The organism is Pseudidiomarina tainanensis (genome assembly GCF_004214835.1).
GTDB lineage: Bacteria > Pseudomonadota > Gammaproteobacteria > Enterobacterales > Alteromonadaceae > Pseudidiomarina > Pseudidiomarina tainanensis.
The window spans coordinates 1,415,368-1,440,265 of sequence record NZ_PIQJ01000001.1 but is presented as its reverse complement, the minus strand read 5'-3'; the positions used below and the strand labels follow the sequence as shown (position 1 = coordinate 1,440,265).

Sequence of the window (24,898 nt, the reverse complement as noted above, 5' to 3'; positions counted from 1 at the left end):
TAGTTATATCAATGGAGTAGCAACAATGCGTTATCAAGGTAGTCCAAAGTTTAGTCATGCCCAGACCGATAAAATTGGTGTGCTTATTACCAATTTAGGCACCCCAGATGAGCCAACGACGCCGGCGTTACGTCGCTATTTGCGTGAGTTTTTGTCCGACCCAAGAGTAGTTGAAGTACCACGATTGCTGTGGTGGTTGATACTTAACGGTATTATTTTACGAATTCGTCCGCGGCGTTCGGCAGCGGCCTATAAAACAGTATGGACCGAACGGGGTTCACCGTTAATGTTCCATACGCAAGACCAGCAGCAGGCGTTACAGCAAAAGCTCGCAGAGCGATACGGGGACGACGTTGTGGTGGAATATGCCATGCGTTATGGCAACCCGTCGATTGCCTCTGGATTACAAAAGCTCTTTGATGCTGGCGCTCGTAAACTGGTTGTATTACCACTTTATCCGCAGTATTCAGCGGCTACCACGGGGTCTACGTTCGATGCGGTTAGCCATGATTTTTCACGCCGCCGTTGGTTACCTGACTTTCGTTTTGTTGGACATTATCACGACGAACCAAAGTATATTGCTGCCGTTGTTGCCAGTATTCAAAAGTTTTGGGAAACCCATGGTAAACCAGAAAAGCTGATTTTGAGCTATCACGGGGTACCGTTGAGATACTTGCATGAAGGTGACCCGTATCATTGTGAATGCCATAAAACCTCGCGGTTAATCGCTGAGCAACTTGGGCTTGAAAAGCACGAATATATGACCACTTTTCAGTCACGTTTCGGTCGTGAAGAGTGGCTACAACCGTATACAGATGCTACTTTAAAAGCATTACCAGAACAGGGTATTAAACGCATTCACGTGGTTTGTCCTGGTTTTAGCGCAGACTGTTTAGAAACTATTGAAGAAATTGGCGAAGAAAACCGCGAGTATTTCATGGAAGCGGGTGGTAAGGAGTATGCCTACATTCCTGCGTTAAATGCAGAACCCGCGCATATTGATGCGCTAGCGGAAATCGTTGAGAAGCAGTTACACGGCTGGCAGTTAACGCACGATGAAGCGCAACGCGCTGAACGTGCTAAGCAACTGGAGGTGAAGCATGAATGAGCAAAAAGATACAGTCGATGCTGACCAGAATGAAAACCAGAGCCATGTCAAAACCGAAGAAGAGCACGAGCGTGAGCGCGTTTTTCAAATTTCGGCAAATCGCGGTCGCTCGCGACACAAACTGCGCTATGTAGAGAGCTCAGTTAGTGATACCGGCGACTGTCGTTTGTGTGTTGGTGCGTTGAGTCCAGAACAGGAAGAAAACGATAAATCATGACCGAGGCGCCAGCTGGTCGATTCGCCGCAGCGATAAGTCCGTTATTAGCCAAGCATCCAAATCAAAGTGGCGTATTACCGCTGGTTAAAGCTCGCGAAGCATTTGCGGCTCGGGTGGTATTAGCTCGCCACGCACAATTTTCCCTAGATATTCAATATTATATTTGGCGCAACGACCGCACTGGAACCTTATTATTTGAGGCGCTTCATGAAGCCGCTGATCGTGGCGTCAAAGTGCGTCTGCTGCTTGATGATCACAATACAGCTGGACTAGATGCGGTACTCATTGGTCTGCAGAGCCATCCAAATATTGAAGTTCGCCTGTATAACCCACTGAAATTACGCCGCCCCAGATTCTTAAATTATCTATTCGATTTTATGCGGGTGAACCGCCGCATGCACAACAAGGCCTTTATTGCAGATCAGCAGATATTAATAAGCGGTGGTCGCAATATTGGCGATGAATATTTCGCCGCGCATGATGATGTCGTGTTTGCTGATCTTGATGCGGTGATGGTGGGGCCGGTTGTGCAACAAGCTCAGCAAGAGTTTGAGAAATATTGGGGGAGCGTTTCAGCCGTGCCTTTGGCGCACTTGTTTACCCTTGCTAAACCACAAAGTTTATCCTCATTAGAGCGACGTGCGAGCGTTATTGAAGCTGATCCAAATGCTCGACAATACATCGATGCCATCAAAGCATTACCTTTTGTACAAGACTTTTTAACCCAGAAGCTTGAGTTTGTATGGGCGCATGTCAGTTTGATGTCAGATAGTCCAACCAAGACGCTTGGTTTGGCTAAGCAGCAGCACTTGCTCGCGTTTCAGCTTCAACAGGCTATCGGTCATCCCAAGCAATGTGTACGATTGGTTTCACCTTATTTTGTACCAACCAAAACCGGTGTAGAGCAACTGAGTCAATTAGCTGCCGATGGCGTTGATATTACGATATTAACCAATGCCCTAGAAGCGACAGACGTAGCCGTTGTGCATGCCGGGTATGCGAAGTGGCGTAAAGCACTAATTTCGGCTGGAATAAAATTGTATGAAGTGCAAAAGGTATCGCCGTTGGCGCGCAAACAAGAGCGTAAACTCAGGCGTCAGCGCTTGAAGGGGAAAGAGCGTTTTGGTAGTTCCGCATCGAGTTTGCATGCGAAAACCTTTAGTGTTGATCAAGAGCGGGTCTTTTTGGGCTCGTTCAACTTTGATCCGCGCTCGATTGCACTCAACACCGAACTAGGGTTTATTATTCATAGCCCTGCGCTGGCAGAAAAAATTGATAAAGCTTTTCGTGATACGGTACCTAATTATGCGTATCGCGTTGATCTTGATGATCAAGGTAAGCTGTTTTGGGAAGAACGACTAGGGCCACGTGTTACCCGCTATAACAACGAGCCTGGAGTATCGTGGTGGCGACGCTTAGGTATGAGAACTTTGGCGTTATTACCAATCGATTGGTTATTGTAAGAGTGACAAGTGATTCACTTGGCATATGAGTTAGCAAACAGGAGTCGTCTATGCATTTAACCTTTCTTGGTGGTTGTGAAACGGTTACTGGTTCAAAGTATTTACTTGAAACAGACACCACTCGCGTGTTGGTCGACTGTGGTATGTACCAAGGCTACAAGTGGCTACGTCGTCGTAATTGGCAACCATTACCAAAGGGTATTCAAGATGTTGATGCGATAGTGTTGACACATGCTCACCTTGATCATTCTGGGTTTATTCCGGTGCTGTACAAACATGGCTATCGTGGCCCCGTATTCACCCACCATGCAACCGCAAGATTATGCGGATTACTCTGGCCGGATAGTGGCAAAATTCAAGAAGAAGACGCAAAGTTTTATGGTCGCCATAAATTGAGTCGACATGAGAATCCTGAACCTCTGTATGACGAAGCAACGGCTGAGGCAGCATTGAATTTACTTCAGCCAATTGATTTTAAACAACAGTTTGCGGTGGGGGACATTGAATTTTCGTTGCATCCGATGGGACATATTCTTGGCGCTGCCAGCATTGTAGCTGAGCATCAAGGTAAACGTATCGGCTTTAGCGGAGATATCGGTCGTCCACATGATATTTTAATGAAAGCGCCCGAGCCGATGCCACCGGTTGATATTCTATTAGTCGAATCAACCTATGGTGATCGTCGTCACGAAACCGGTGACCCATGGCAACAACTTGCCGATGTGGTGAATGAGACGGCTGCCAGCGGTGGAGTGCTGCTGATTCCAAGTTTTGCAGTTGGTCGTGCACAATTATTGCAACACATGTTGGTGACTTTAATGGCAGAACGCAAAATACCGCGCATGCCAATATTTCTAGATAGTCCAATGGCAATAAAAGCGTCAGATATTTATGGCGACTTTCATCAATTTCATCGGTTAACAGCAGCGCAATGCCAAGCCGCAGAGCAACAGATCATTTATACGCCTCATGTTGAAGATTCCAAGGCTATCGCGAAACAAACTGGACCGCATATCATTATTGCTGGCAGCGGCATGGCCACTGGTGGACGTATATTGCACCATTTCAAACATTGGTTGGCTGATCATCGAGCGACGGTACTGTTTTCGGGGCACCAAGCAGGTGGAACGCGTGGTGCAAAAATGGAGCAGGGCGTAGAGCGCATTAAAGTTCACGGCGAGTGGCTGCAGGTAAAAGCAAGAATTCGCCGACTTGATGGGTTGTCTGGTCACGCAGATTATGAGGAAATTGGTGATTGGTTACACAGCTCGCCACTACCGCCGGATTTGCAAGTGTACTTGGTTCACGGCGAACCTGATTCTTTAGAGGCCATGTCCGATTATCTCAAACAAACGACGTCTTATGACGTGAATATTGCCGATTATATGGGTGTTATTCATTTTTAAATGAACAACACCCATGTGAACTAAACCAACAGGACCACAACGGCGGTGGTAATCACCGCCATAATCACGTTTAACACCATACCTTCGCGCACCATCATTTTGATAGTGAGACGCTCTGATGCAAATACAATGGAGTTTGGTGGTGTCGCTACGGGTAAGCAGAAGGCGCAACTGCAAGCAATAGCAGCAGGTATCATGAGTAACTCAGGTGGTAGATTTAACGCCCCGGCAGCCGCTGCCAACACTGGCATTAATAACGTCGCCGTAGCGGTGTTTGAGGTAACTTCGGTAAGAAAACTGACCGAAATGGCAAGTAAAAACACCAATAACCAAGTCGGTACGCCCGTAAAGCCAATCAAGCTATCGCCAATAATTTGACTTAAGCCACTGCTAACGAAGCCTTGCGCTAATGCAATACCACCAGCGAATAGCAACAATATGCCCCAAGGAATCGACACAGCATCGCGCCATTCCAGTAACGGCACGCCTTCTTTATCGTGCCAAATGAACAATGCCAGAACGCCCATGAATGCCACAGTTGCATCTCCCATGCCGCCTAGCCCTAGTGTTTCAGTCCAACCACCAAACGGTGCAGTTCGAGTCATCCATAAAATAATCACAACACCAAAAATTAACAGCACACGTTTTTCGGCACTTCGCATGGGGCCACTTTCGGCAATCACGAGATGAGCCGAAGATGTTAAGCCGCGGGTTAACCACCACGCCATGACTGGAATGCCAATAATGACCAACGGTAAACCGATTTGCATCCAACGCATAAAGCCGAAACTTGTTCCCGTGTAACTCTCATAAACCGATGCGAAAATTAGATTCGGTGGTGTGCCGATCAGGGTCGCGATACCGCCAACTGAGGCAGAGTAGGCGAGCCCCAGTAGCAGCGCGCGCTGAAATTTGTGGTCAGGACTCGCGTCGGCTAGCGCGAGTGCGACCGGTAACAAAGCAAGCACGGCTGCGGTATTTGAGATCCACATCGATAAAAAAGCAGTAGCTATCATAAAGGCAAAAATCATGCGGCGGGCACTGCGGTTACCGAATTTACGCACTAAACCTAGTGCGATTCGTTTGTGTACACCGCTTAATTCAACAGCTTTGGCGAGCATAAACGCTGCCATAAACAACAAAATAATTGGATTACCAAGCGCCGCCGATACTTCGTTTACGTTGGCTATTCCGCCAAGAGGTAACAATACGAATGGCAGTAATGAAGTAACCGGTAGCGACACGGTTTCAGTAATCCACCACCACGCAACCCACACCGTGGTTGCCAGTGTCCATGCTGCGGCACTTGGCATGTCGAACATAAAATGTGTGAGTGAATAGGACAACACTGCGGCAGCAGGTCCTGCAATACGATGCAACATAGAGAATAGCGCTCCAGAGATTTTCAAAATAGGCTATCAGAGTTGTGGCAAATTTGAAATTTTTCCTCTGAACGCATAGGGTTAAATAACAAAAGCAAAAGGAGTTAGTGCGCATGTCTACGAAAAAGGCGAAATGGAACTCTGCAATTTTAGTACCGGTATTTGTACCAGCTGTAGCCGTTATTGCATTGTTAGTGATTGGTACGTTGAGTAGCCCAGAACTTGCCGGAGAACTTTTTAGCGACGTCTTAGCATGGATAACCACCGATTTCGGTTGGTTCTACATGTTAGCGGTTGCGATCTTTCTGGTATTTATTGTGGTGGTCGCAATATCGAAATGGGGGCGCATTAAGTTAGGCCCTGACCACGCTGAGCCCGAATACAGCTTTCCAGCTTGGTTCGCGATGTTATTTTCTGCTGGTTACGGTATCGCATTACTGTTTTTTGGGGTGGCTGAGCCGGTGCTTCATTATGCAAGCCCGCCTGTTGGCGCTGCGCAAACGGTTGATTCTGCCAAACAAGCGATGCAGATTGCCTATTTCCACTGGGGTTTCCACATTTGGGCTATTTATGGCTTAGTAGGTCTCGTGCTTGCCTATTTCTCGTTTCGACATGGTTTGCCATTGTCGATGCGCTCAACACTCTATCCAATGATTGGTGAGAAAATTCACGGCCCAGCAGGACACGCCGTTGATACCTTTGCCATTTTGGGAACAATGTTCGGTATCGCAACCACGCTCGGATTATCAGTCATTCAAATCAACGCTGGATTGAATTATCTATGGCCGGAAATTCCAATCAGTACTGCGGTGCAGCTTATCGCTATTACCGTCATCACCGTCTTTGCGATTATGTCAGTAGTAGCCGGCTTGGATAAGGGCGTGAAGCGCCTGTCATACGTCAACATGGTGTTGGTGCTATTTATTTTGCTGTTTGTGTTTTTTGCCGGGCCGACGGTACATATTCTCGAGACATACTTACAGAACACCGGTTCTTATCTGAATAATATTGTGGAGCGGACATTTAATCTTCAAGCTTATTCACGCAGTGACTGGATTGGCAATTGGACGCTCTTTATATTTGGATGGACAATCGCATGGGCGCCGTTTGTCGGGCTCTTTATTGCGAAAATTAGTCGTGGCCGCACGATTCGCCAGTTCGTGTTTGGCGTGATGTTTGTGCCGACCATGTTTACCTTTTTCTGGTTTAGTGTGTTTGGTGATACCGCTCTCAATATGATTATGAACGAGGGCTACACAACACTCATTAGCGAAGTTCAAAACGACGAAGCCATTGCGCTGTTTAAGCTTTATGAGCGCCTGCCATGGACGAATATCCTGTCGTTTGCGACTGTTATTTTAATCGTAACGTTTTTCGTGACCTCATCTGACTCTGGCTCATTGGTCATAGATTCTCTCGCTTCCGGTGGCATTGCTGAAACGCCAGTTTGGCAACGCGTTTTTTGGGCAAGTGCAGAGGGCGTTGTAGCGGGCGTATTATTATTAGCCGGCGGTCTTGGTGCACTGCAAACCGCATCAATAGCTAGTGCCTTACCATTCGCGGTGATCATATTAATTGCTGCCTTTGGTATGTGGCGCGCGCTGGTTATTGAGGGGCACCAATATGCAAGTTTAAAAACAGCCATGCGTACGCATCGACGCGGTGTTCATGCAGGTCCTACATATTGGAAAAAGCGTTTAGCCGGAGTTGTTGATTTTCCACGCCAAACCGAAGTACGTGAATTTGTTGAGCACACGGTTATGGAGTGTCTTGGCGATGTCGCGAGAGAGCTTGGCGATAAACAATGGGTGACCGAGACTTCATTCGATGCCGATCACGTACGCGCTATTTTGACGATTCGTCGCCAAGATGAAGTCGATTTTAGCTACGAAGTGCGTATGCGCGCATACCAGCGTCCGCAGTTTGCTATGTCAGATAAACGAGACAAACGAGAAACAGAATATTATCGTGCTGAGGTGTTTTTGCGCCAAGGTGGGCAAGCTTATGACTTATATGGATATGAGCCGAATGACATTATCAATGACGTGATCAATCAGTTCGAGAACTATTTGCAGTTTATGCATATCTCTCCGGGAAGTCTGCCGTGGGATCTCGAACAGCATGACGATGACCTGAAATAGTTAAATCAGGTCACTGTTCTGCAGAAAAATTAATAAATCGGTCAGTGGCATTGGGCGGGCAAAGTAATAGCCTTGCCCATAGCCACAGCCAAATTGTTTTAAGATGGCAATCTGCTCTTTTGTTTCAACACCTTCAGCTATCACTTCAAGGCCTACCTGAGAGGCCATATTGATGATGCCTTGCGTAATAACCTGATCGCTTAAAGAATGGTCGAGCTCTTTAATGAATGCGCGGTCAATTTTCAGCTTGGTCACCGGTAAGGTTTTCAAGTAACTGAGCCCAGAAAACCCAGTACCAAAGTCATCAATTGCAACACGAACGCCACGCTCACGTAAACGCTCGAGTACATTAATTGCATTATCGGTATTTTCCATCAGAATGCTTTCCGTGAGTTCCAGCTCCAACATATCTGGTGGTGTTTGCGTATCGTTTAAAACCTTCTCAATTTGCTCAAAAAAGTTGGCGCGATGGAACTGTAATGCAGATAAGTTTACAGCCACTCGCTGAACACCGGCCTGCTGAAGCTTATGCAAATCCGTACAAGCTTGCTTCAAGGCCCATGCGCCGGCAGGAATAATTTGCCCTGTGGCTTCCGCCAGCGGAATGAACTCAACTGGTGAAATGGCTGTGCCATCGTTCAATGTCCAGCGCATCAGTGCCTCTACCGAGACAATTTTGCCTGTACTGAAGTCAATAATAGGCTGGTAATACAATTGCAAGGCTTCGTTATCAATCGCTTGTTGTAACTGACTTCGCAGAATAATGTCAGAAGCGGACATCGATTTACGCTGTTTATTATAAAACTGCCAGTGATTTCGCCCTTGTTGTTTTGCCTGAGACATGGCGACATCGGCTTGTTGAATCAAACTTAGCGCGTCTTTATCAGTCGATTTATAAACGGTAACACCGATACTTGCCGTCAGATATATTTTTTGTTTACCGACGGTGTAGGGCTCATCGATAAAGTTCATTATTTCAGCTACAACAGCTTCAAGCTGAGCCATCGAATGGCAACGATTGGTTGCCAACACAAATTCATCACCACCGAAGCGAGCCAGAATATCGGGCTGTTTGACGTGATGTTGCAATCGTGCAGCAACTTGCTGCAGAATTTCATCACCAACTTGCAAGCCAAGACTATCATTCACTGGCTTAAATCCATCTAAGTCGATAAATAACACAGCCAATATCTGTTCCGATGGTTTTCTCTGTTGTTGGTGAACGAATTGAGTTAAGCAGCTCTCGAACGCGGCGCGATTATACAGGCCGGTTAGTCCGTCATGTCGAGCTTGATAATTCAGTTGTTCTTCTTGTTCTTTTATTTGGGTAATGTCGCGGCCGATACCGAACGTACCTAATACTTTGCCACCGATAATGATCGGCAAATTAGTGATATCAAAAATTTTTCTTAGTTTGTTTTGATACGTAATGACTTCAGCCTCATAGCGTTGGCTTTGCCCGGTTTGAATAATTTCAGTGAATATCGGAAGAATTCGAGCAAACTCATTGTCGTCTAGAAATGCATTGAAATGCATATTGAGTAGTTGTTCTCGACTCACTTCAACTTGTTGGCAAAACGCGTCATTTACATGGGTAAATTTACCCTCACAGTCGAGCGAGAAAACTGGATCTGGATGCTGACTAAATAAGCTACGATAACGTTGCTCATTGACGGTGAGTTCTTGGCGTTGTTTGCGCAAATGTTTTTGAGTGAGCGCAATTCTACTGCTGTGATGACGAAGTGCTCGGTTTTGTTCGAACATCAGCACAAATGCAAGACTAAATAACAATCCTAAACTGACAATAGCCGTACGCATATTGGCGGCATAGGAAAGGTCTTTAAAGTCATATAACGTTGCGTGGAGTTTTAATTCAGGCCCAAAAGGTATCGATAGAATGGTGGAGGCGAGCGCGAGCTCATTTTCATGAGTGTGTTTATCTGCTTCGAAGCTACGTTCGGCCTGATCAGAGAGTCTGGTATAGACCTTAATACTTTCGTTCGTGAGCCGCGTAGCAGGGTTCATCATTTGGTTTAAGTTGAATACCGCTAATAAATAGCGCATATCATCAACAACATCGGCAATCGGTAAAATCATCAAGGCGACAGCAGGGGACTCAGCCTGCATAAACTGTAGTTCAGGAATTATGAAATTAATTTCAACATGATGTTCAACTAACCAATGCTGTACTTCGGGGATTGCCATAACCTCTAAACTGGGCATATGACTATCCGGACGATCCTCCGTCCACAACGTACGTTTATTCGAATCAAGCGCAGATAAACTCAATAAGTGAGGAATATCGCGAAGATATGCCTGCACGTCAGACCGGCGATCAAATTGAAATCCGTTGCCAGCCGCTTTTTCCCACCGTTCGGTCATCCGTTGCATTAACTGCACATTCACCATTGCCATGGTGGTGCGAGCATTCGCTAAGCGCACAACTTCGCGTTCAGCTTGTTGTTGAATTTCTTTTAGGCTGGAATAGCCCATGAAATACCAAGCTGCGCTGGTGAAGCAAACTGCGACAAAACCAATCGCCATGGCCTGTTTACCCGGCAATGATGAACTAAAACGCTCTTGCCGCGACAGTAAGTTGTAGCCGACACCGATAAACAGCAAGAGTACGGCAGCTACGCTGGTGATATCGGGATGAGGCCCGAGCAACATAAAACCATTTGGGTCAACATGTAGGACTAACATGATTGCTGCGGCAATTGTTACCACAGTTGACGTCACGCGCATCCAAATGCGTTGTACGGGGTGCTTCGGGTTCATCCCCAGCATGACGCCAAGGACTATGAACAGAAGTATCATGGGTGAATACAGCGCGGCTTCGTATTCAGCAAGCCAAGACATAAACAAAATGTCATGTAGGCTGGTGTTCACTAATAAACTATGAAGAGCAGCAAGGATAATAATGCCAGCTCCGAACCATTGGATGAATCGACGTTTGAAGAGTAAGCCTGCGGTGGCAAGGCTGATCGCGATGCAGATCAGTGAGGAATTATTCGACAACATGCGTTCAAACAAGCTTTGCGGCTCGACGATCGCATTCATGACGAGGCCGAGCGCACCAATTGTGAAGGTCGCTACGAGGGTTGTGAATAATGTTGCCGAAACAACAAATGGATTGATCCGAATTTTCGACAAAGGACTTCGTGCCTTAAATTTTTTGATTAATTATTATGAAGTCACTATATGAAAGAATTAATCGTACCGTCAACAGGCTTTCATCTGCATGAATAGACGGTGTTGCCCTGGTCCCATAAAATCGTTGATTTGTTTGATTTTTTCGAAACCTAGCTGATGATACAAATGAAGCGCACCATGGTTATTCGGTGAAACCGTGAGTGCTATTTTGGAAAATGAATTGGGCTGATTGCCAACGTTTGTAAGTAATGCCTTCATTAATTTCGACCCTACGCCTTCACCACGCGCCGATTCAGCGACTAATAGCGACATGACCCACAATGAATTGTCGGCACCTGGAGCTGCTAAGACATAACCGACGATGACATCATCCCTTGCGGCGATAAGCAGCCACTGCGGCCATTGCGCAAGCGCTTGGTAGAATAACGGGGCGGGATAGCCCTCGTCAGCATATGTACTGCTTTCGAGGGCAGCTAATGACTCAATATCGGCGGCAATGGCCGGGCGAATATGAATGGTCATTATTGTGTGAATTGCACACTAAAGGTAACAGGTACGCTGTAATCGATGCGCGATAGACCAGCAATTTCACGCAGTTTATCGACACCGGCAACGAGACTAAAAGCTTTTGTATCAATAATCACAGGTTGCGTGGTCGTTGCTAAAAAGCGATCGGTAGCAAGACGAGTTAATTGCAGATAAGCACTTAACGTTTCACTCTCACCGGCGATGTACACATCAAGTTCAACGGCAAGCGGTACCGATTCGCCCACAGCCATGGCCATTAACACATCATCTTCCAATGTTGCGGTTGCGGTCACGACAGAATACTCGCTGGATTGGAATACATGTTCGAGCATGCGTTCGTTGCGAATTGGAATTTGCGTGTCGAGGCTTACGACAGGTATTTCGATGCTGACGCGGTTGTCGTTCCATGTACCCTGCAAATCGGTAAACCGATGTGTTTCAGCCACATGATTATTTTTTACAGAGACAAAATTGAGAACGGAGTTGTCGCTGTCGAGTTGCCATGTGTCAGCCTGTACTGAACTCGTGAATAATGCGGCTGTACACATGCTTGCAAACAAAATATTTTTAATAGACATACAGTTACTCCTCCTGTTGGGCTATAAAAGATAGCATATACATCATTTTTACTCGAGATGCAGACGGAATATTTACGAAACTGGTGTAAGATATCCGTCATAAAAAATAAAAACTATTTAGGTATGTTATGTATACGGATACATTGACAAATTTGTTTAACGAATTTCAGTTTTCGGAACAATTATTGCGGCCGGTTATCGCCACCTTGATACTGGTGACAGCGATAGTCATTATCCGTGCGATCTTGTCAAAATTCATTCGTAAGAGCGTTCGCTCGACCGATCTACGTCGTCGTTGGTTTGTACAAACCCGTAATGCTTTGTTGCTGTTAATGGTTGTCGGACTCATGCTGATTTGGGCTGAGGAACTGCGCACGCTTGCGCTCGGTATTGTCGCAATCGCCGTAGCCTTTGTGGTGGCAACCAAAGAGCTCATTATGTGTTTGACCGGGAGCTTAGTAAAATCGGGCGGTAGCGCATTTAGCATTGGCGATAGAATTCAAATCAAAGATTTTCGCGGGGATGTAATTGACCAAAATTTGTTAACGACAACTATTTTGGAAGTAGGGCCTGGAAAATTTTCACATCAACGCACCGGTCGTATGATCGCCATTCCAAATTCATTGTTTGTCTCCGAACCAGTAGTGAACGAAAGTTACACTCATGATTTCGTGCTGCATGTTTTTACCGTGCCGTTCAAACGCGAAGACAATTGGCATGCCGCACAACAAGCGTTGCTTGAGTCAGCGAATCGTCATTGTGCCGACTATGTTGAGCAAGCTCGACGGTATATGCAACGCATGAGTGATCACCGTGGCATTGATGTTCCATCAGCTGATCCACGTGTAACCATCTCGGTTCCGGCGGCAGGCGAAATTCACCTTATCGTTCGGTTCCCATGCAAGTCCGGAATGCGTAGCTTCATGGAACAATCTATTCTCAATGATGTGTTTCAGCACAATGACTTTACTCCGAGCACCAAGCAACTCAAATCGGAAGTACCGACGCAGTAGGGATCCCTCCACCAGATAAATCAAGCGAATTAGCGAATGTTATATTGCCTTTCGCTGCAGAGCTTTCTATTCTATTCAAAGTCAATCGACATATTTAAATGTTTTTTAAATGTTATCTATCTCCCGATAGATACTTCAGGGAAAGGTGGTCAGGAAGGGATTCCTTTTATATGAGTTGCATGTGAAGGGGTAGGTTTGAACACCATTCGTTGTGTTATTTTAAGTGGCAGCTGCTGTTTAATGGCAGGATGCAGTGATCTTAGTCCTTCATGTGATGCGGCGTTAGCGAAACGCGAAATCCGTCAGTTTGTTATGACCCAATTGCCTGGACACGTTGAGTTTAAATCGATGGGGATCACCACATTGCGAACCAACTTCGCAACTGGCGAAGTGTTGTGTTCAGCGAAGGTGACCTTACAAGATGCTTATTTGAATAACGAAGTGAGTCGTGCAGTCGGGTATACCGTAAAATATGATAAACAACACCAATTTAAGATTACGGTGTTCTAACATGTTTAAATGCTTGATTGAACTCATTTACAGAAACGGGGCGGCCGAATAAATAACCTTGATAGATGTAACAACCCAATTGGGTTAAAAATTGACGTTGTTCAGGTTCTTCAACACCCTCAGCGATGACCGAGAGTTTTAAGCTTTGTGCCAATTGTATGATGGCCTGAACAATCGTCGCTGTTGATTTCTGATGAAGCATATCGCGTACGAACTGCACATCAATCTTGAGTGTCTCAAATGGTAATTCCGCCAAATATAAGAGTGACGAGTAACCCGTACCGAAATCATCGATAGCGAATTGCACGCCAAATTTTGTAAGCTGACGCATTTTTTCTGCGACAATTTCAATATCATGCAGCATCAGGCTCTCTGTGATCTCAAGTTTGAGACGCGATGCATCAATGGCATTACGTTGTAATGCTTGATTGAGTTTGTCGACAAAATCAGGCTGTTGAAATTGTCGACCACTGACATTAATGGCGAGTGTGATGGATGCTGTCTCTGGGGATTTGCTCCAGGATTGTAAAATCACGCAGGCTTGTTGAATAATCCAATCACCGATTTCGATGATTAGACCTGACTCTTCAGCGATTGGAATGAATTCAGCCGGGGAGACCCAACCTTGTTCGGGATGATGCCAACGCAACAAAGCTTCAGCGCCGACGATGTCCTCATGCTGATTTACCTGAGGTTGCACGAACAGCTGCAACTCATTCCGTGTCAGAGCACTGCGTAAATCTTTTTCGAGCTTCGCTCGTTGCTTTGCTTGTTCAGCCATGTTTGCATGGAAAACCTCAACACCACTATGATGATGATTCAACTTCGCATACGCCAAGGCTAAGCCGGCCTCGCCAAGAATAGAGTCGGGTAAACTCTGTTTGTCGAAACGGGTGATTCCAACGGATACTGTGAGCAGATGAGTAAAATGCCCCAACTTGTATGGTTGCTCAAGTCGCGACTGGATGGCTTTGATGAGTGCGAATGTCTCAACTTTTGAACGATGATCATCAGCGTGCATCGAGCACGGTAGCACGACAGCAAATTCATTTCCGGCTAAGCGAGCAATGAAAGTTTTTTTATCGGTCAATTGACTCAAATGTTGCTGTAATCGATCGGCGACTTCTTGCAATACCAAATCACCATTACTTGCTCCAAAGTTATTGTTAAGCGCTTTGAACTTGTCGAGATCGAAAATTGCTAGCGCATACGTGGCATGATCAATGGTTTCTAATTGCTCAATCAGCATTTGCCGATTGGCCAGACCGGTTAAACTATCGCGTGTTGCGAGATTATGAATGATTGAACGCGCTTCTTTTTGCGATTTAGCTTGGGCGTACAAACGTTTATCGACAAAGGTACCAAATACAGCAACGAGAATGGCGACGACCGCGCAAATTCCAATGAAATAAGCGAGCCAATGGTCGTGCTGATGTTGACCATTGACGTCAACAACACCATAAAATCGTGCTGCAAACATCGCAGTGTAATGCATCCCGCTAATTGCGAGAGCGATTAAGGCGGCAGATACGATGCGACTTAACAAACGCGATACGGGCGTTTTTCGTGACCAGCGATTCATCACTCGGTATGCCAGCATGGCAATGACACCAAGGCCCAACGCGACCGCTATTGAAACAACAAACCATCCCTGATCATAAAGTAACGTGCCATTAAACTGCATTGCCGCCATGCCAACATAATGCATAGTGCCAATGCCTAACCCCAAAACCATACCGGCAACCACTGTTAATGAAAGTGGTGCCGTATAAGGGGCTTTTTCAGCAACTTGCGTTTTCAGCGCAAACCAATTGGCGATAATTGCTGGAATGACCGACAACAAAGTTAAGTCGACCTGATGAGAAATTTCTAACGGTATTTCGAATGCCAGCATGCCAATAAAATGCATACTCCAAACAGCCAAGCCAGCAATCACGGCGCTGACAATGAGCCACACATGACGAAAGGTGGTTTGTTTGTAAGAACCAGCGCGAGTCAGTGTTAATAAAGACGTGTAGGCGCCGAGCAGGGCAACAGCATAAGATAAAAAGACGAGAAATAAATTATGACGGCCGAAAATAATAGGTTGTGTCGCCTGCCCAAAATCGAAGAATAATTCCATATTTTTCTTGTTGCTCTTTTTATTGTCGATTTCTCGTAGGTATTGTCGTTTGTATCAACATACTACGGGAAAATATAGTAGACCGTTCAAAAAAATAAATTGTCGACAATAAGTTTTGTGTTCCACTTGGAATTGGCTGTTAATGAGCGTATCATTCGTTCAACTCATAAAATATGTCGACAATCATGACCGATTCACCACAAAGTCCATTATGGCGCTCGCCTGTCACTTCATCCGATCGACTCTTACTCGAGATGCAGCGGACGATAGTTGAAGGCGAAATAGCATCAGGCAGTAAGATTAGCGAGCCAGAATTGGCGCGTAAATTCAACGTGAGTCGAGCCCCATTGCGCGAAGCCATGGCGCGACTTGAGCGCTGTCACTTGATCGAACGTATCCCGAACGCTGGTGCACGCGTGGTGAAATTATCTACGGAAGGGTTACGTGCGTTGTATCAAATTCGGGAGGAACTCGAAGGGCTCGCATGTCGACTCGCGGCAGAAAATATGGATGAGCAAGAAATTGAACAGTTGCGCGGTTTGCTTGACCAACATTTAAACACTCAGCGGGTTCGTGAAGGTGAAAGCTACTATCAAGAAGCCGGCGATTTAGATTTTCATTACCGCATCATTATCGGCAGTAAAAATCCATATTTGATTAATATGCTGTGCGATGAGCTCTATTTTCTTGTGCGTATGTACCGCGTGCAGTTGGGGATGAATGGCCCGCGTGTTTCACGTGCCTTTGATGAGCATAAAGCTATTATTAACGCCATTGCCAATCGCGATGGCGAGTTGGCGGATCTTTTGATGCGTCGTCACATTGCCGCCTCGCGCGGCAACATCGAATTGAAACTGCAACAATTGGGGAAGTAACATGACACAAACTCACAGTGCGGGCGCAAAATTCCGCCAAGCGATTACCGACAATAAACCATTACAAATTGTTGGTACCATTAATGCGTATACGGCAATGATGGCGGAGCGTGTTGGCCACCAAGCGCTATACTTGTCGGGTGCAGGCGTTGCCAACGCATCGTTTGGCTTGCCAGATTTAGGCATGACGTCACTGAACGACGTGTGCGAAGATATTCGCCGTATTACGGGCGCAACCGATGTGCCGCTACTAGTGGATGCAGACACCGGCTGGGGCGGGGCGTTCAATATTGCTCGTACCGTTAAAGAAATGACGCGTGCTGGCGCTGCAGGCTTCCATATTGAGGACCAAGTTGCGCAGAAACGCTGTGGACACCGTCCGAACAAAGAAATTGTCTCGCAGGCAGAAATGGTTGATCGCGTAAAAGCAGCCGTTGATGCGCGTATTGACGATCAATTCTTCATTATGGCGCGTACCGATGCCTTCCAACAAGAAGGTTTGGAGGCTGCTATTGAACGTGCACAAGCGTGTGTGGAAGCTGGCGCTGATGCTATTTTTGCTGAAGCGGTCCATACGCTTGAGCACTACCAAGCGTTCACCAAGGCGCTAGATGTACCAGTACTTGCGAATATTACCGAGTTTGGTGCCACGCCATTATTTAGCAAAGACGAATTAGCGGAAGTTGGCATCGAGTTAGTGTTGTATCCGCTGAGCGCTTTCCGTGCCATGAATAAAGCAGCACTCAATGTCTACGAGAGTATTTTGGCAAACGGCCATCAGAAAGATGTTGTCGATAGCATGCAAACGCGCGCGGAGTTGTATGACTTCTTAAATTATCATGCGTTCGAAGACAAGCTCGATCAGTTATTCAAAAAATAAAAACCAAAGCGCTATTAGATAATAGATATTGGATATTAGAAAACACGGGACACTAATATCTAATATCCAATTGCTAATATCGCCTTAGATTTTCAAAATAAGGAGTGAGAGATGGTTGATAAGAAATTGACGGGCGCGGGTTTGCGCGGACAAGTAGCAGGCGAAACAGCACTATGTACCGTTGGCAAAAGCGGTTCAGGCCTAACCTATTATGGCTATGACATTAAAGAATTAGCTGACAAAGTGAGCTTTGAAGAAGTGGCTTACTTACTATCACAGGGCGAGTTGCCAACCAAAGAACAACTGGCTGAATACAAAGCTCGCCTGAAGAAGCAGCGTGGCTTGCCACAAGAGCTTAAAGATGTGCTTGAGCGTATTCCAGCTGACGCACACCCGATGGATGTTATGCGCACTGGTTGTTCATTCTTAGGTAACATTGAGCCAGAAGAAGACTTCAACCAAGCGGACGCAAAGATTGAGCGCATGTTGGCGGCTTTCCCAAGCATTTTGCTGTACTGGTATCGTTTTAGCCATGAAGGCAAGCGTATTGAAACGCAAACAGATGACGATTCAATTGGCGCGCATTTCTTGCACTTATTACATGACAAGGCGCCGTCGAAACTGCACACCGACGTGATGAATACCTCATTGATTCTGTATGCAGAACACGAGTTTAATGCATCAACCTTCACAGCACGTGTTTGTGCGTCAACCTTGTCAGATATTTTCTCATGTGTCACAGGCGCCATTGGTTCACTGCGTGGCCCATTGCATGGTGGTGCGAACGAAGCAGCCATGGAATTGATTGAGAATATGAAAGATGCTGACGATGCAGAAAAAACGCTGATGGGCATGCTTGAGCGCAAAGAGAAAATCATGGGCTTCGGTCATGCAATTTATCGCGAGTTCGATCCACGTAATGACATTATCAAAGAATGGTCTGAGAAACTCTCGAAAGAGTTCGGCGACAGCCGTTTGTACGATGTGTCAGTTCGTTGTGAAGAAGTCATGTGGCGCGAGAAAAAATTATTCCCGAACGCTGATTTCTTCCATGCTTCGGCTTATCACTATATGGGCATTCCGACCAAGTTGTTTACGCCGATTTTCGTTATGTCACGCGTAACCGGCTGGACTGCGCACGTGAAAGAGCAACGCGCGAATAACCGTATTATTCGTCCGAGTGCCGACTATACTGGCCCAGCGCCACGTCCAGTACCTGCTTTGGAAGACCGCTAAGCAGATGAAAAAGAGGCACTTCGGTGCCTCTTTTTGGCTTTCCGAATGAAAACACTGATGTTAATGAAGGGGCATAGCCATGAATACCGAATTTCGTAAACCGCTCCCGGGCACTACGCTACAGTATTACGATACACGTGCCGCGGTAGAAGCGATTAAGCCAGGCGCTTATGACGGCCTGCCATACACCTCAAAAATTTTAGCTGAACAGTTAGTGCGTCGCTGCAATCCGGAAGATTTGACAGCTTGTTTGACGCAAATTGTTGAGCGCAAACGCGATTTAGATTTTCCATGGTATCCAGCTCGCGTTGTTTGTCATGACATTCTTGGTCAGACAGCATTAGTTGATTTGGCTGGCTTACGTGATGCCATTGCTGCGAAAGGCGGCGACCCGGCCAAAGTAAACCCAGTAGTGCCAACTCAGTTGATTGTGGACCACTCGTTAGCGGTTGAGCATGCAGGCTTTGAAAAAGATGCGTTTGAGAAGAACCGTGACATTGAAGACCGTCGTAACGACGACCGTTTCCATTTCATCAATTGGACCAAGACTGCATTCAAGAACGTAGATGTGATTCCGCCGGGTAACGGCATCATGCACCAAATCAACCTCGAGAAAATGTCGCCGGTGGTGCAAGTGCGTGACAACGTCGCATTCCCTGATACCTGTGTGGGTACCGATAGTCATACCCCAATGGTTGATGCGCTGGGCGTTATCTCTGTCGGTGTTGGCGGTTTGGAAGCTGAAAGCGTGATGCTTGGCCGCGCTTCGTACATGCGTCTGCCAGATATTATCGGTGTTGAATTAACTGGTAAGTTAAAACCAGGTATTACCGGTACTGATTTAGTCCTAGCGATTACGCATTTCTTGCGTAAAGAGCGCGTGGTCGGTGCTTATTTAGAGTTTTATGGTGAGGGCGCTGATGCTCTGTCAGTCGGTGACCGTGCAACGATTTCGAACATGACGCCAGAATACGGTGCCACTGCGGCGATGTTCTATATTGATTCGCAAACCACGGATTACCTGAAACTCACAGGTCGCGATGACAAACAAGTTGAGCTTGTTGAGAAATTTGCGAAGCACACCGGGTTGTGGGCTGACAGCATGAAAGGTGCTCAATATGAGCGCGTATTGACGTTTGATTTGTCAAAAGTTGAACGTAACTTAGCTGGACCTTCAAATCCGCACGCGTTACTACCAGCGGCTGAACTGAGCTCGCGAGGCATTGCAAAGCATATTGAGCAACCAGAGAACGGTCTCATGCCAGACGGTGCAGTGATCATTGCAGCTATCACCAGCTGTACTAACACCAGTAACCCGCGCAACATGATTGCAGCTGGTTTGATTGCCCGTAACGCGAATAAACTCGGTTTAACCCGTAAGCCGTGGGTGAAAACCTCGCTGGCGCCGGGCTCGAAGACGGTGAAAATGTATCTTGAAGATGCCAATTTGCTACCTGAGCTAGAAAATTTGGGCTTTGGTGTGGTTGGTTTTGCGTGTACCACCTGTAACGGGATGAGTGGCGCGTTAGACCCGAAAATCCAGAAAGAAATTATTGAACGTGATCTGTTCTCGACGGCAGTACTCTCGGGTAACCGTAACTTCGATGGTCGGATTCATCCGTATGCGAAACAAGCATTCTTGGCATCACCGCCGTTGGTAGTTGCGTACGCCATCGCAGGTACTATTCGTTTTGATATCGAAAAAGACGTGTTGGGCTTTGACCATGACGGTAACCCAGTCACATTAAAAGATATCTGGCCAAGCGATGAAGAAATCGATGCGATTGTGAAGCAAGCGGTGAAACCGGAGCAATTCCGCACGGTGTATGACCCGATGTTTAGTATCGATGTTGATTACGGCGAGAAAACCGATCCGTTATATAACTGGCGTCCGCAGAGTACCTATATTCGTCGTCCACCCTATTGGGAAGGCTCATTCGCTTCAGCAAATAGCTTGAAGGGGTTGCGTCCGTTAGCGGTGCTTGGTGACAACATCACCACCGATCACCTGTCGCCGTCGAACGCGATTTTGGCCGACAGCGCCGCTGGTGAATATCTGGCAAAAATGGGCTTACCAGAAGAGGATTTCAACAGCTATGCGACACACCGTGGTGATCATTTGACCGCGCAACGTGCGACCTTTGCCAACCCGAAACTGTTCAACGAAATGGTATTGGATGATAACGGTGAGGTGATTCAAGGTTCTTTGGCTCGTGTTGAGCCAGAAGGCAAAGTCATGCGCATGTGGGAAGCAATTGAAACCTACATGGAGCGTAAGCAGCCGTTGATTATTGTTGCTGGTGCAGACTATGGCCAAGGGTCATCGCGTGACTGGGCAGCCAAAGGTGTTCGTCTCGCGGGTGTTGAATGCATTGTCGCTGAAGGTTTCGAGCGCATTCACCGTACCAACTTGATTGGTATGGGCGTATTACCTCTTGAATTTGAAGCAGGTACCACGCGTAAAACCTTGAATATTGATGGTACCGAAACCTTTGATGTTGAGGGTGATGTGAAGCCCGGTGCTGTGATGACTCTAGTGATTCATCGCGCCAACGGTGACACCGTGAAAGTGCCAACCAAGTGTCGTTTAGATACCGCAGAAGAAGTGTCGATATACTCTGCCGGCGGTGTATTACAACGCTTTGCACAAGACTTCTTAGCGGGAGAGGTGTAAACACATGGCATTTCCTCCACAGTTAAAAATTGCCGCCACGTATATGCGTGGCGGTACCTCGAAAGGGGTGTTTTTTAAGCTCGATGATTTGCCTTTAGCGGCACAGACGCCAGGCCCGGCTCGCGATAAGCTTCTGTTACGAGTCATTGGTAGCCCTGATCCGTATGGTAAACACACCGATGGCATGGGCGGCGCGACATCAAGCACCAGTAAAACGGTGATCTTGTCGCGTAGCTCTCGTGCTGATCACGATGTTGACTATTTGTTTGGCCAAGTATCAATTGATAAGCCATTTATTGATTGGAGCGGTAACTGCGGCAACTTAACTGCGGCGGTAGGCTCATTTGCAATCAGTAATGGCTTGGTCGATGCTTCGCGGATTCCAGACAACGGCACATGCGTTGTGCGAATTTGGCAAGCCAATATTCAGAAAACCATTATTGCTCACGTACCAATTACCAACGGTGAAGTACAAGAAACCGGCGACTTCGAGCTTGACGGTGTGACGTTTCCTGCGGCTGAGGTACAAGTTGAATTTATGGACCCAGCGTCGGATGAAGACGCTCAAGAGAACGGAAAGGGTGGCTCTATGTTCCCAACCGGAAACGTGGTCGATGAATTTGAAGTTCCTGGCTTTGGTAGGTTACAAGCCACTTTCATTAATGCGGGTATTCCGACTATTTTTGTGAATGCTGCGGATATTGGCTACACCGGTACCGAGCTTCAGGGTGCGATAAATGAAAATGCCGATGCGCTATTGAAGTTTGAAACTCTGCGAGCGCATGGTGCGCTGAAAATGGGCTTGATTTCATCTATTGATGAAGCAGCGTCACGCCAGCATACGCCGAAAATCGCATTTGTTGCGCCTCCAGCGGACTATGTCTCATCAAGCGGCAAAGCCATTAATGCGAGCGACATTGATGTGTTAGTCCGCGCGATGTCGATGGGCAAATTACACCACGCGATGATGGGCACAGCAGCGGTGGCAATCGCTACGGCGGCAGCGGTTCCCGGCACTTTGGTCAACTTAGCCGCTGGCGGCGGTGATCGTAACCAAGTGGTATTTGGTCATCCATCCGGCACTTTGCGCGTTGGCGCTGAAGCCAAGCAAGTGAACAGTGAATGGACGGTTACGAAGGCGATTATGAGCCGCAGTGCCCGTGTACTCATGGAAGGTTGGGTGCGCGTTCCACAAGACTAGAGCCACGTTTCTAAATCTTGACCGCCAAGGATGGCGATGATTTCTACTATCGTTCCATTATCCTTCGATTCGTTGATGCGGTAATAGATGCTATCAACACCACATACGCCGCGCCGATAACCCTGACGAACTTCATTAACAGCCGGAAACTGAAAAGGAATCTCGGCGATACGTTCGAAGGTCTCGAAAAATTTATAGAAATAATCATCGGCAGCTTGTTCACCAAAAGTTGACAGGCCATATGCGTAAATTCGCCGTAGATCTTCTTTGGCCGCATTGGATAGCTTGTATGAAGCCATCCGCTATTTTCTCAGTGCCTGCTTAAACTCATTTAAAATTTCATCTGCCGATTGCTCGGTAAATCCGCTTGTTTCGGCTTGTTGAAGTTTATAATTAATCGCTTCCGCTCGACGCGCACGACGAATTAAATCGTTAATTAATTCACTCTTACTCGCATATTCGCCGGTTACATCAACGTGTTCGCGCAGCCATTGATCGTTTTGCTCAGTTAACGTAATACTTTGTCGGGTCATTTTTAAGGACTCTCTTTAATGCTGGCTGTGGTGTAAATATACACCATGAGAGTGAAAATGCTAGCGACCAATATCGTCTTTTGTTTCATGATTTGTCTTACATTCTGATAAACTGCGCAGGTAAATTCAGTCTATCAAGGTGATTTTAAAGCCATGCAGCCAAACCAACCTCAGCAACGCGAAGCCGTTCGCCTGAACAAGTTCATTAGCGAAAGCGGCATGTGTTCGCGTCGTGAAGCGGATCGATTCATTGAGCAAGGGCAGGTCACTTTGAATGGCCGCAGAGCGGTGGTTGGCGATAAAGTTGGTGCTGGCGACGAAGTTCGAGTCAATGGACGTTTGGTAGCAGCGCAGAATAAAGAAAAGTTTGTGTTTATTGCACTGAATAAGCCGGTCGGTGTGGTGAGTACAACAGATTCAGCCGAGCGTAACAACATTCAGAAGTTTGTTGGTCATAAAGAACGGATTTTCCCGATCGGGCGTCTAGATAAAGACTCACAAGGTCTGATTTTCTTAACCAGCAATGGCGATTTGGTGAATAAGATTTTACGTGCTGGTAATAAGCACGAGAAAGAGTATGTGGTCACGGTTCACCGTCCTATTACATCTGATTTTATTCGTGGTATGGCTAGTGGCGTTCCGATTCTTGGCACCATGACGAAGCGTTGTAAAGTAGAGCAACTGTCGACATTCGTATTTCGTTTAACGCTAATTGAAGGTATGAATCGTCAGATTCGTCGGATGTGCGAGCACTTTGGTTATGAAGTTCGAAAGCTAGAACGCACGCGGATTATGAATGTTCGCTTAGGTGCTTTGCAGGTAGGGCAGTGGCGTAACTTAACCGAGCGCGAGCTCGCTGAACTCATGGCCTCGATTCAGCATTCTAGTGGCTTGGCTCCGGAAGGGCATAAGAGCCGTCGACCGAAACCGCAACGACCGCCGAGTGTGGGTGGCGAGCAACGACCCAACGCACGGGGACAGCGATCAGGCTCTCGTTCAAGGCATAAACCATCGAACGTGAGTAGCACGCATAAAAAAGGGTGGCCGTATGAATAAGCCACTCGGTAAAAAGTGCCCATGCGGCGGCGGAAAGTACGCCAAGTGTTGCGAACGGTTTCATTTAGGGAAGTCGTTACCACGCACACCTGAAGAGCTGATGCGTTCACGTTATAGCGCATATGCGCGCGGTTTAGCCTATTACGTCGCAGCAAGCTGGCACCCAAGTACCTTACCACCGGGATTTTCGTTAGACGACAATCCACAATGGTTACAGCTACAATTAATTGCCACGGGTACACACGGTAACCGCGGTTATGTGCATTTCAAAGCCTACTTTCAAATTGATGACGATATTGGCGTGATGGAAGAACAGTCGCATTTCATCCGCGAAAATAATCGTTGGTATTACTTAGATGGTGAAGTGCAGGAATAGCCTGCACTTCAAGGTCTAATCGTTTTAGACGTACATCGGACGATTTGCACTCAAAGCATTTAAGCCTTTTATGGCGCGGTAGATATACCAAACAGCCACCGCCAGAAGTATTAAGATACCGATACCAACCATCGTTAAAATTCCGCCAATAATAGTCCACAGTAAAACAAACCAAAACGTGCGGATTTGCCAGCGGAAATGCGATTCAAGAAAAGTGCCACGTACCTCACTCAATTTCACATAGTTCATCACTACACCAATAATTGACGTGATCCCGAATATCAAAGATACCAGCTGCAAGATATAGATAATTTGGGTGTATTGTTTGTTGGCTGCAAGTTGCGCTACAGCAACGTTATTCACTGACGATGATTCGTGATTGAAGTCTGACATAGGTTAAAATCCTTTATTGTTATTTTTGCATCCCTGTTAACTATATTGAATTG

The 24,898-nt window shown here is 46.6% G+C and carries 22 protein-coding genes; 14 read left to right on the top strand and 8 right to left on the bottom strand.

Features of this window, described 5'->3' with window-relative positions; translation table 11 throughout:
- Window positions 1-25: 25 nt before the first annotated feature.
- The 4 genes from hemH to CWI82_RS07070 are packed head-to-tail and all read left to right on the top strand — an operon-like array spanning window position 26 to window position 4,194.
- Entirely contained in the window at window positions 26-1,108 is a 1,083-nt protein-coding gene (hemH, locus tag CWI82_RS07085) for a ferrochelatase (protein WP_130203019.1), read from the top strand.
- A complete protein-coding gene (locus tag CWI82_RS07080; RefSeq protein ID WP_092854602.1) occupies window positions 1,101-1,325 on the top strand; it encodes a hypothetical protein in 225 nt (74 codons plus the stop codon). The genes hemH and CWI82_RS07080 overlap by 8 nt, the downstream gene beginning before the upstream one ends.
- The gene (locus CWI82_RS07075) at window positions 1,322-2,788 is read left to right on the top strand and encodes a phospholipase D family protein (protein WP_130203018.1); all 1,467 of its coding nucleotides are present in this window, start codon (window positions 1,322-1,324) and stop codon (window positions 2,786-2,788) included. Before CWI82_RS07080 ends, CWI82_RS07075 begins: the two co-directional genes overlap by 4 nt.
- Before the next feature lie 50 nt (window positions 2,789-2,838).
- The gene (locus CWI82_RS07070; RefSeq protein ID WP_130203017.1) at window positions 2,839-4,194 is read left to right on the top strand and encodes an MBL fold metallo-hydrolase RNA specificity domain-containing protein; all 1,356 of its coding nucleotides are present in this window, start codon (window positions 2,839-2,841) and stop codon (window positions 4,192-4,194) included.
- A 20-nt stretch (window positions 4,195-4,214) separates the two neighbouring features.
- Here CWI82_RS07070 and CWI82_RS07065 read toward each other — a convergent pair whose 3' ends face one another.
- The gene (locus tag CWI82_RS07065) at window positions 4,215-5,576 is read right to left on the bottom strand and encodes an SLC13 family permease (protein ID WP_092854608.1); all 1,362 of its coding nucleotides are present in this window, start codon (window positions 5,574-5,576) and stop codon (window positions 4,215-4,217) included.
- Between the two features lie 113 nt (window positions 5,577-5,689).
- Between CWI82_RS07065 and CWI82_RS07060 the strand changes: the two genes are divergently transcribed.
- Complete coding sequence (locus CWI82_RS07060) at window positions 5,690-7,717, top strand: BCCT family transporter (RefSeq protein ID WP_092854610.1); 2,028 nt, start codon at window positions 5,690-5,692, stop codon at window positions 7,715-7,717.
- Here the strand turns inward: CWI82_RS07060 and CWI82_RS07055 are convergent, their stop codons facing one another.
- From CWI82_RS07055 to CWI82_RS07045, 3 genes are all read right to left on the bottom strand, one after another.
- Window positions 7,718-10,870 carry a bifunctional diguanylate cyclase/phosphodiesterase gene (locus tag CWI82_RS07055; protein WP_092854612.1) on the bottom strand — a complete coding sequence of 1,051 codons (3,153 nt, stop codon included), beginning with the start codon at window positions 10,868-10,870 and terminating at the stop codon, window positions 7,718-7,720.
- A 69-nt stretch (window positions 10,871-10,939) separates the two neighbouring features.
- Window positions 10,940-11,392 carry a GNAT family N-acetyltransferase gene (locus tag CWI82_RS07050; RefSeq protein WP_130203016.1) on the bottom strand — a complete coding sequence of 151 codons (453 nt, stop codon included), beginning with the start codon at window positions 11,390-11,392 and terminating at the stop codon, window positions 10,940-10,942.
- Window positions 11,392-11,976, bottom strand: a complete 585-nt coding sequence (locus CWI82_RS07045; protein WP_130203015.1) for a YceI family protein — start codon at window positions 11,974-11,976, stop codon at window positions 11,392-11,394. Before CWI82_RS07045 ends, CWI82_RS07050 begins: the two co-directional genes overlap by 1 nt.
- Before the next feature lie 128 nt (window positions 11,977-12,104).
- On the opposite strand from CWI82_RS07045, the gene CWI82_RS07040 reads away from it, so the two are divergent.
- Both CWI82_RS07040 and CWI82_RS07035 read left to right on the top strand, forming a co-directional pair.
- Complete coding sequence (locus CWI82_RS07040) at window positions 12,105-12,989, top strand: mechanosensitive ion channel domain-containing protein (RefSeq protein WP_092854618.1); 885 nt, start codon at window positions 12,105-12,107, stop codon at window positions 12,987-12,989.
- Window positions 12,990-13,184: 195 nt separating this feature from the next.
- On the top strand, window positions 13,185-13,499 hold the full coding sequence (locus CWI82_RS07035; protein WP_092854620.1) for a hypothetical protein: 315 nt from the start codon (window positions 13,185-13,187) through the stop codon (window positions 13,497-13,499).
- Here CWI82_RS07035 and CWI82_RS07030 read toward each other — a convergent pair.
- Entirely contained in the window at window positions 13,486-15,621 is a 2,136-nt protein-coding gene (locus CWI82_RS07030) for a putative bifunctional diguanylate cyclase/phosphodiesterase (protein WP_092854622.1), read from the bottom strand. The two genes, CWI82_RS07035 and CWI82_RS07030, sit on opposite strands and share 14 nt — an antisense overlap.
- 185 nt (window positions 15,622-15,806) lie before the next feature.
- Here CWI82_RS07030 and CWI82_RS07025 point away from each other — a divergent pair, with 185 nt between their 5' ends.
- The 5 genes from CWI82_RS07025 to prpF all read left to right on the top strand — a co-directional run bounded on the left by CWI82_RS07025 (window position 15,807) and on the right by prpF (window position 22,487).
- Window positions 15,807-16,496: a GntR family transcriptional regulator gene (locus CWI82_RS07025; RefSeq protein ID WP_092856831.1), complete on the top strand. Its 690-nt coding sequence runs from the start codon at window positions 15,807-15,809 to the stop codon at window positions 16,494-16,496.
- Between the two features lies 1 nt (window position 16,497).
- Window positions 16,498-17,376 carry a methylisocitrate lyase gene (gene prpB, locus CWI82_RS07020; protein ID WP_092854624.1) on the top strand — a complete coding sequence of 293 codons (879 nt, stop codon included), beginning with the start codon at window positions 16,498-16,500 and terminating at the stop codon, window positions 17,374-17,376.
- A gap of 111 nt (window positions 17,377-17,487) precedes the next feature.
- Entirely contained in the window at window positions 17,488-18,612 is a 1,125-nt protein-coding gene (prpC, locus tag CWI82_RS07015; protein WP_130203014.1) for a bifunctional 2-methylcitrate synthase/citrate synthase, read from the top strand.
- A gap of 79 nt (window positions 18,613-18,691) precedes the next feature.
- A complete protein-coding gene (gene acnD / locus CWI82_RS07010; RefSeq protein WP_130203013.1) occupies window positions 18,692-21,286 on the top strand; it encodes a Fe/S-dependent 2-methylisocitrate dehydratase AcnD in 2,595 nt (864 codons plus the stop codon).
- A gap of 4 nt (window positions 21,287-21,290) precedes the next feature.
- Complete coding sequence (gene prpF / locus CWI82_RS07005; RefSeq protein ID WP_092854631.1) at window positions 21,291-22,487, top strand: 2-methylaconitate cis-trans isomerase PrpF; 1,197 nt, start codon at window positions 21,291-21,293, stop codon at window positions 22,485-22,487.
- Here the strand turns inward: prpF and CWI82_RS07000 are convergent.
- Complete coding sequence (locus tag CWI82_RS07000) at window positions 22,484-22,786, bottom strand: type II toxin-antitoxin system RelE/ParE family toxin (RefSeq protein WP_092854633.1); 303 nt, start codon at window positions 22,784-22,786, stop codon at window positions 22,484-22,486. The genes prpF and CWI82_RS07000 overlap by 4 nt on opposite strands.
- Before the next feature lie 3 nt (window positions 22,787-22,789).
- Window positions 22,790-23,020, bottom strand: coding sequence for a ribbon-helix-helix domain-containing protein (locus CWI82_RS06995; RefSeq protein WP_092854635.1), 231 nt, complete (start codon window positions 23,018-23,020; stop codon window positions 22,790-22,792).
- A 153-nt stretch (window positions 23,021-23,173) separates the two neighbouring features.
- Between CWI82_RS06995 and rluF the strand changes: the two genes are divergently transcribed.
- Complete coding sequence (rluF, locus tag CWI82_RS06990; protein ID WP_092854637.1) at window positions 23,174-24,076, top strand: 23S rRNA pseudouridine(2604) synthase RluF; 903 nt, start codon at window positions 23,174-23,176, stop codon at window positions 24,074-24,076.
- Window positions 24,069-24,452 (top strand): YchJ family protein, encoded by a 384-nt coding sequence (locus CWI82_RS06985; protein ID WP_092854639.1) that lies wholly within the window; start codon window positions 24,069-24,071, stop codon window positions 24,450-24,452. Before rluF ends, CWI82_RS06985 begins: the two co-directional genes overlap by 8 nt.
- A gap of 24 nt (window positions 24,453-24,476) precedes the next feature.
- Here the strand turns inward: CWI82_RS06985 and CWI82_RS06980 are convergent, their stop codons facing one another.
- Complete coding sequence (locus CWI82_RS06980) at window positions 24,477-24,845, bottom strand: DUF4870 family protein (protein WP_233340208.1); 369 nt, start codon at window positions 24,843-24,845, stop codon at window positions 24,477-24,479.
- Window positions 24,846-24,898: the final 53 nt, after the last annotated feature.

Excerpts from the sequence above, each read along its gene's own strand:
- hemH (WP_130203019.1), top strand. The coding sequence starts at position 26 with ATGCGTTATCAAGGTAGTCCAAAGTTTAGTCATGCCCAGACCGATAAA.
- CWI82_RS07080 (WP_092854602.1), top strand. The coding sequence starts at position 1,101 with ATGAATGAGCAAAAAGATACAGTCGATGCTGACCAGAATGAAAACCAG.
- CWI82_RS07075 (WP_130203018.1), top strand. The coding sequence starts at position 1,322 with ATGACCGAGGCGCCAGCTGGTCGATTCGCCGCAGCGATAAGTCCGTTA.
- CWI82_RS07070 (WP_130203017.1), top strand. The coding sequence starts at position 2,839 with ATGCATTTAACCTTTCTTGGTGGTTGTGAAACGGTTACTGGTTCAAAG.
- CWI82_RS07065 (WP_092854608.1), bottom strand. The coding sequence starts at position 5,576 with ATGTTGCATCGTATTGCAGGACCTGCTGCCGCAGTGTTGTCCTATTCA.
- CWI82_RS07060 (WP_092854610.1), top strand. The coding sequence starts at position 5,690 with ATGTCTACGAAAAAGGCGAAATGGAACTCTGCAATTTTAGTACCGGTA.
- CWI82_RS07050 (WP_130203016.1), bottom strand. The coding sequence starts at position 11,392 with ATGACCATTCATATTCGCCCGGCCATTGCCGCCGATATTGAGTCATTA.
- CWI82_RS07045 (WP_130203015.1), bottom strand. The coding sequence starts at position 11,976 with ATGTCTATTAAAAATATTTTGTTTGCAAGCATGTGTACAGCCGCATTA.
- CWI82_RS07040 (WP_092854618.1), top strand. The coding sequence starts at position 12,105 with ATGTATACGGATACATTGACAAATTTGTTTAACGAATTTCAGTTTTCG.
- CWI82_RS07030 (WP_092854622.1), bottom strand. The coding sequence starts at position 15,621 with ATGGAATTATTCTTCGATTTTGGGCAGGCGACACAACCTATTATTTTC.
- CWI82_RS07025 (WP_092856831.1), top strand. The coding sequence starts at position 15,807 with ATGACCGATTCACCACAAAGTCCATTATGGCGCTCGCCTGTCACTTCA.
- prpB (WP_092854624.1), top strand. The coding sequence starts at position 16,498 with ATGACACAAACTCACAGTGCGGGCGCAAAATTCCGCCAAGCGATTACC.
- prpC (WP_130203014.1), top strand. The coding sequence starts at position 17,488 with ATGGTTGATAAGAAATTGACGGGCGCGGGTTTGCGCGGACAAGTAGCA.
- acnD (WP_130203013.1), top strand. The coding sequence starts at position 18,692 with ATGAATACCGAATTTCGTAAACCGCTCCCGGGCACTACGCTACAGTAT.
- prpF (WP_092854631.1), top strand. The coding sequence starts at position 21,291 with ATGGCATTTCCTCCACAGTTAAAAATTGCCGCCACGTATATGCGTGGC.
- CWI82_RS07000 (WP_092854633.1), bottom strand. The coding sequence starts at position 22,786 with ATGGCTTCATACAAGCTATCCAATGCGGCCAAAGAAGATCTACGGCGA.
- CWI82_RS06995 (WP_092854635.1), bottom strand. The coding sequence starts at position 23,020 with ATGACCCGACAAAGTATTACGTTAACTGAGCAAAACGATCAATGGCTG.
- rluF (WP_092854637.1), top strand. The coding sequence starts at position 23,174 with ATGCAGCCAAACCAACCTCAGCAACGCGAAGCCGTTCGCCTGAACAAG.
- CWI82_RS06985 (WP_092854639.1), top strand. The coding sequence starts at position 24,069 with ATGAATAAGCCACTCGGTAAAAAGTGCCCATGCGGCGGCGGAAAGTAC.
- CWI82_RS06980 (WP_233340208.1), bottom strand. The coding sequence starts at position 24,845 with ATGTCAGACTTCAATCACGAATCATCGTCAGTGAATAACGTTGCTGTA.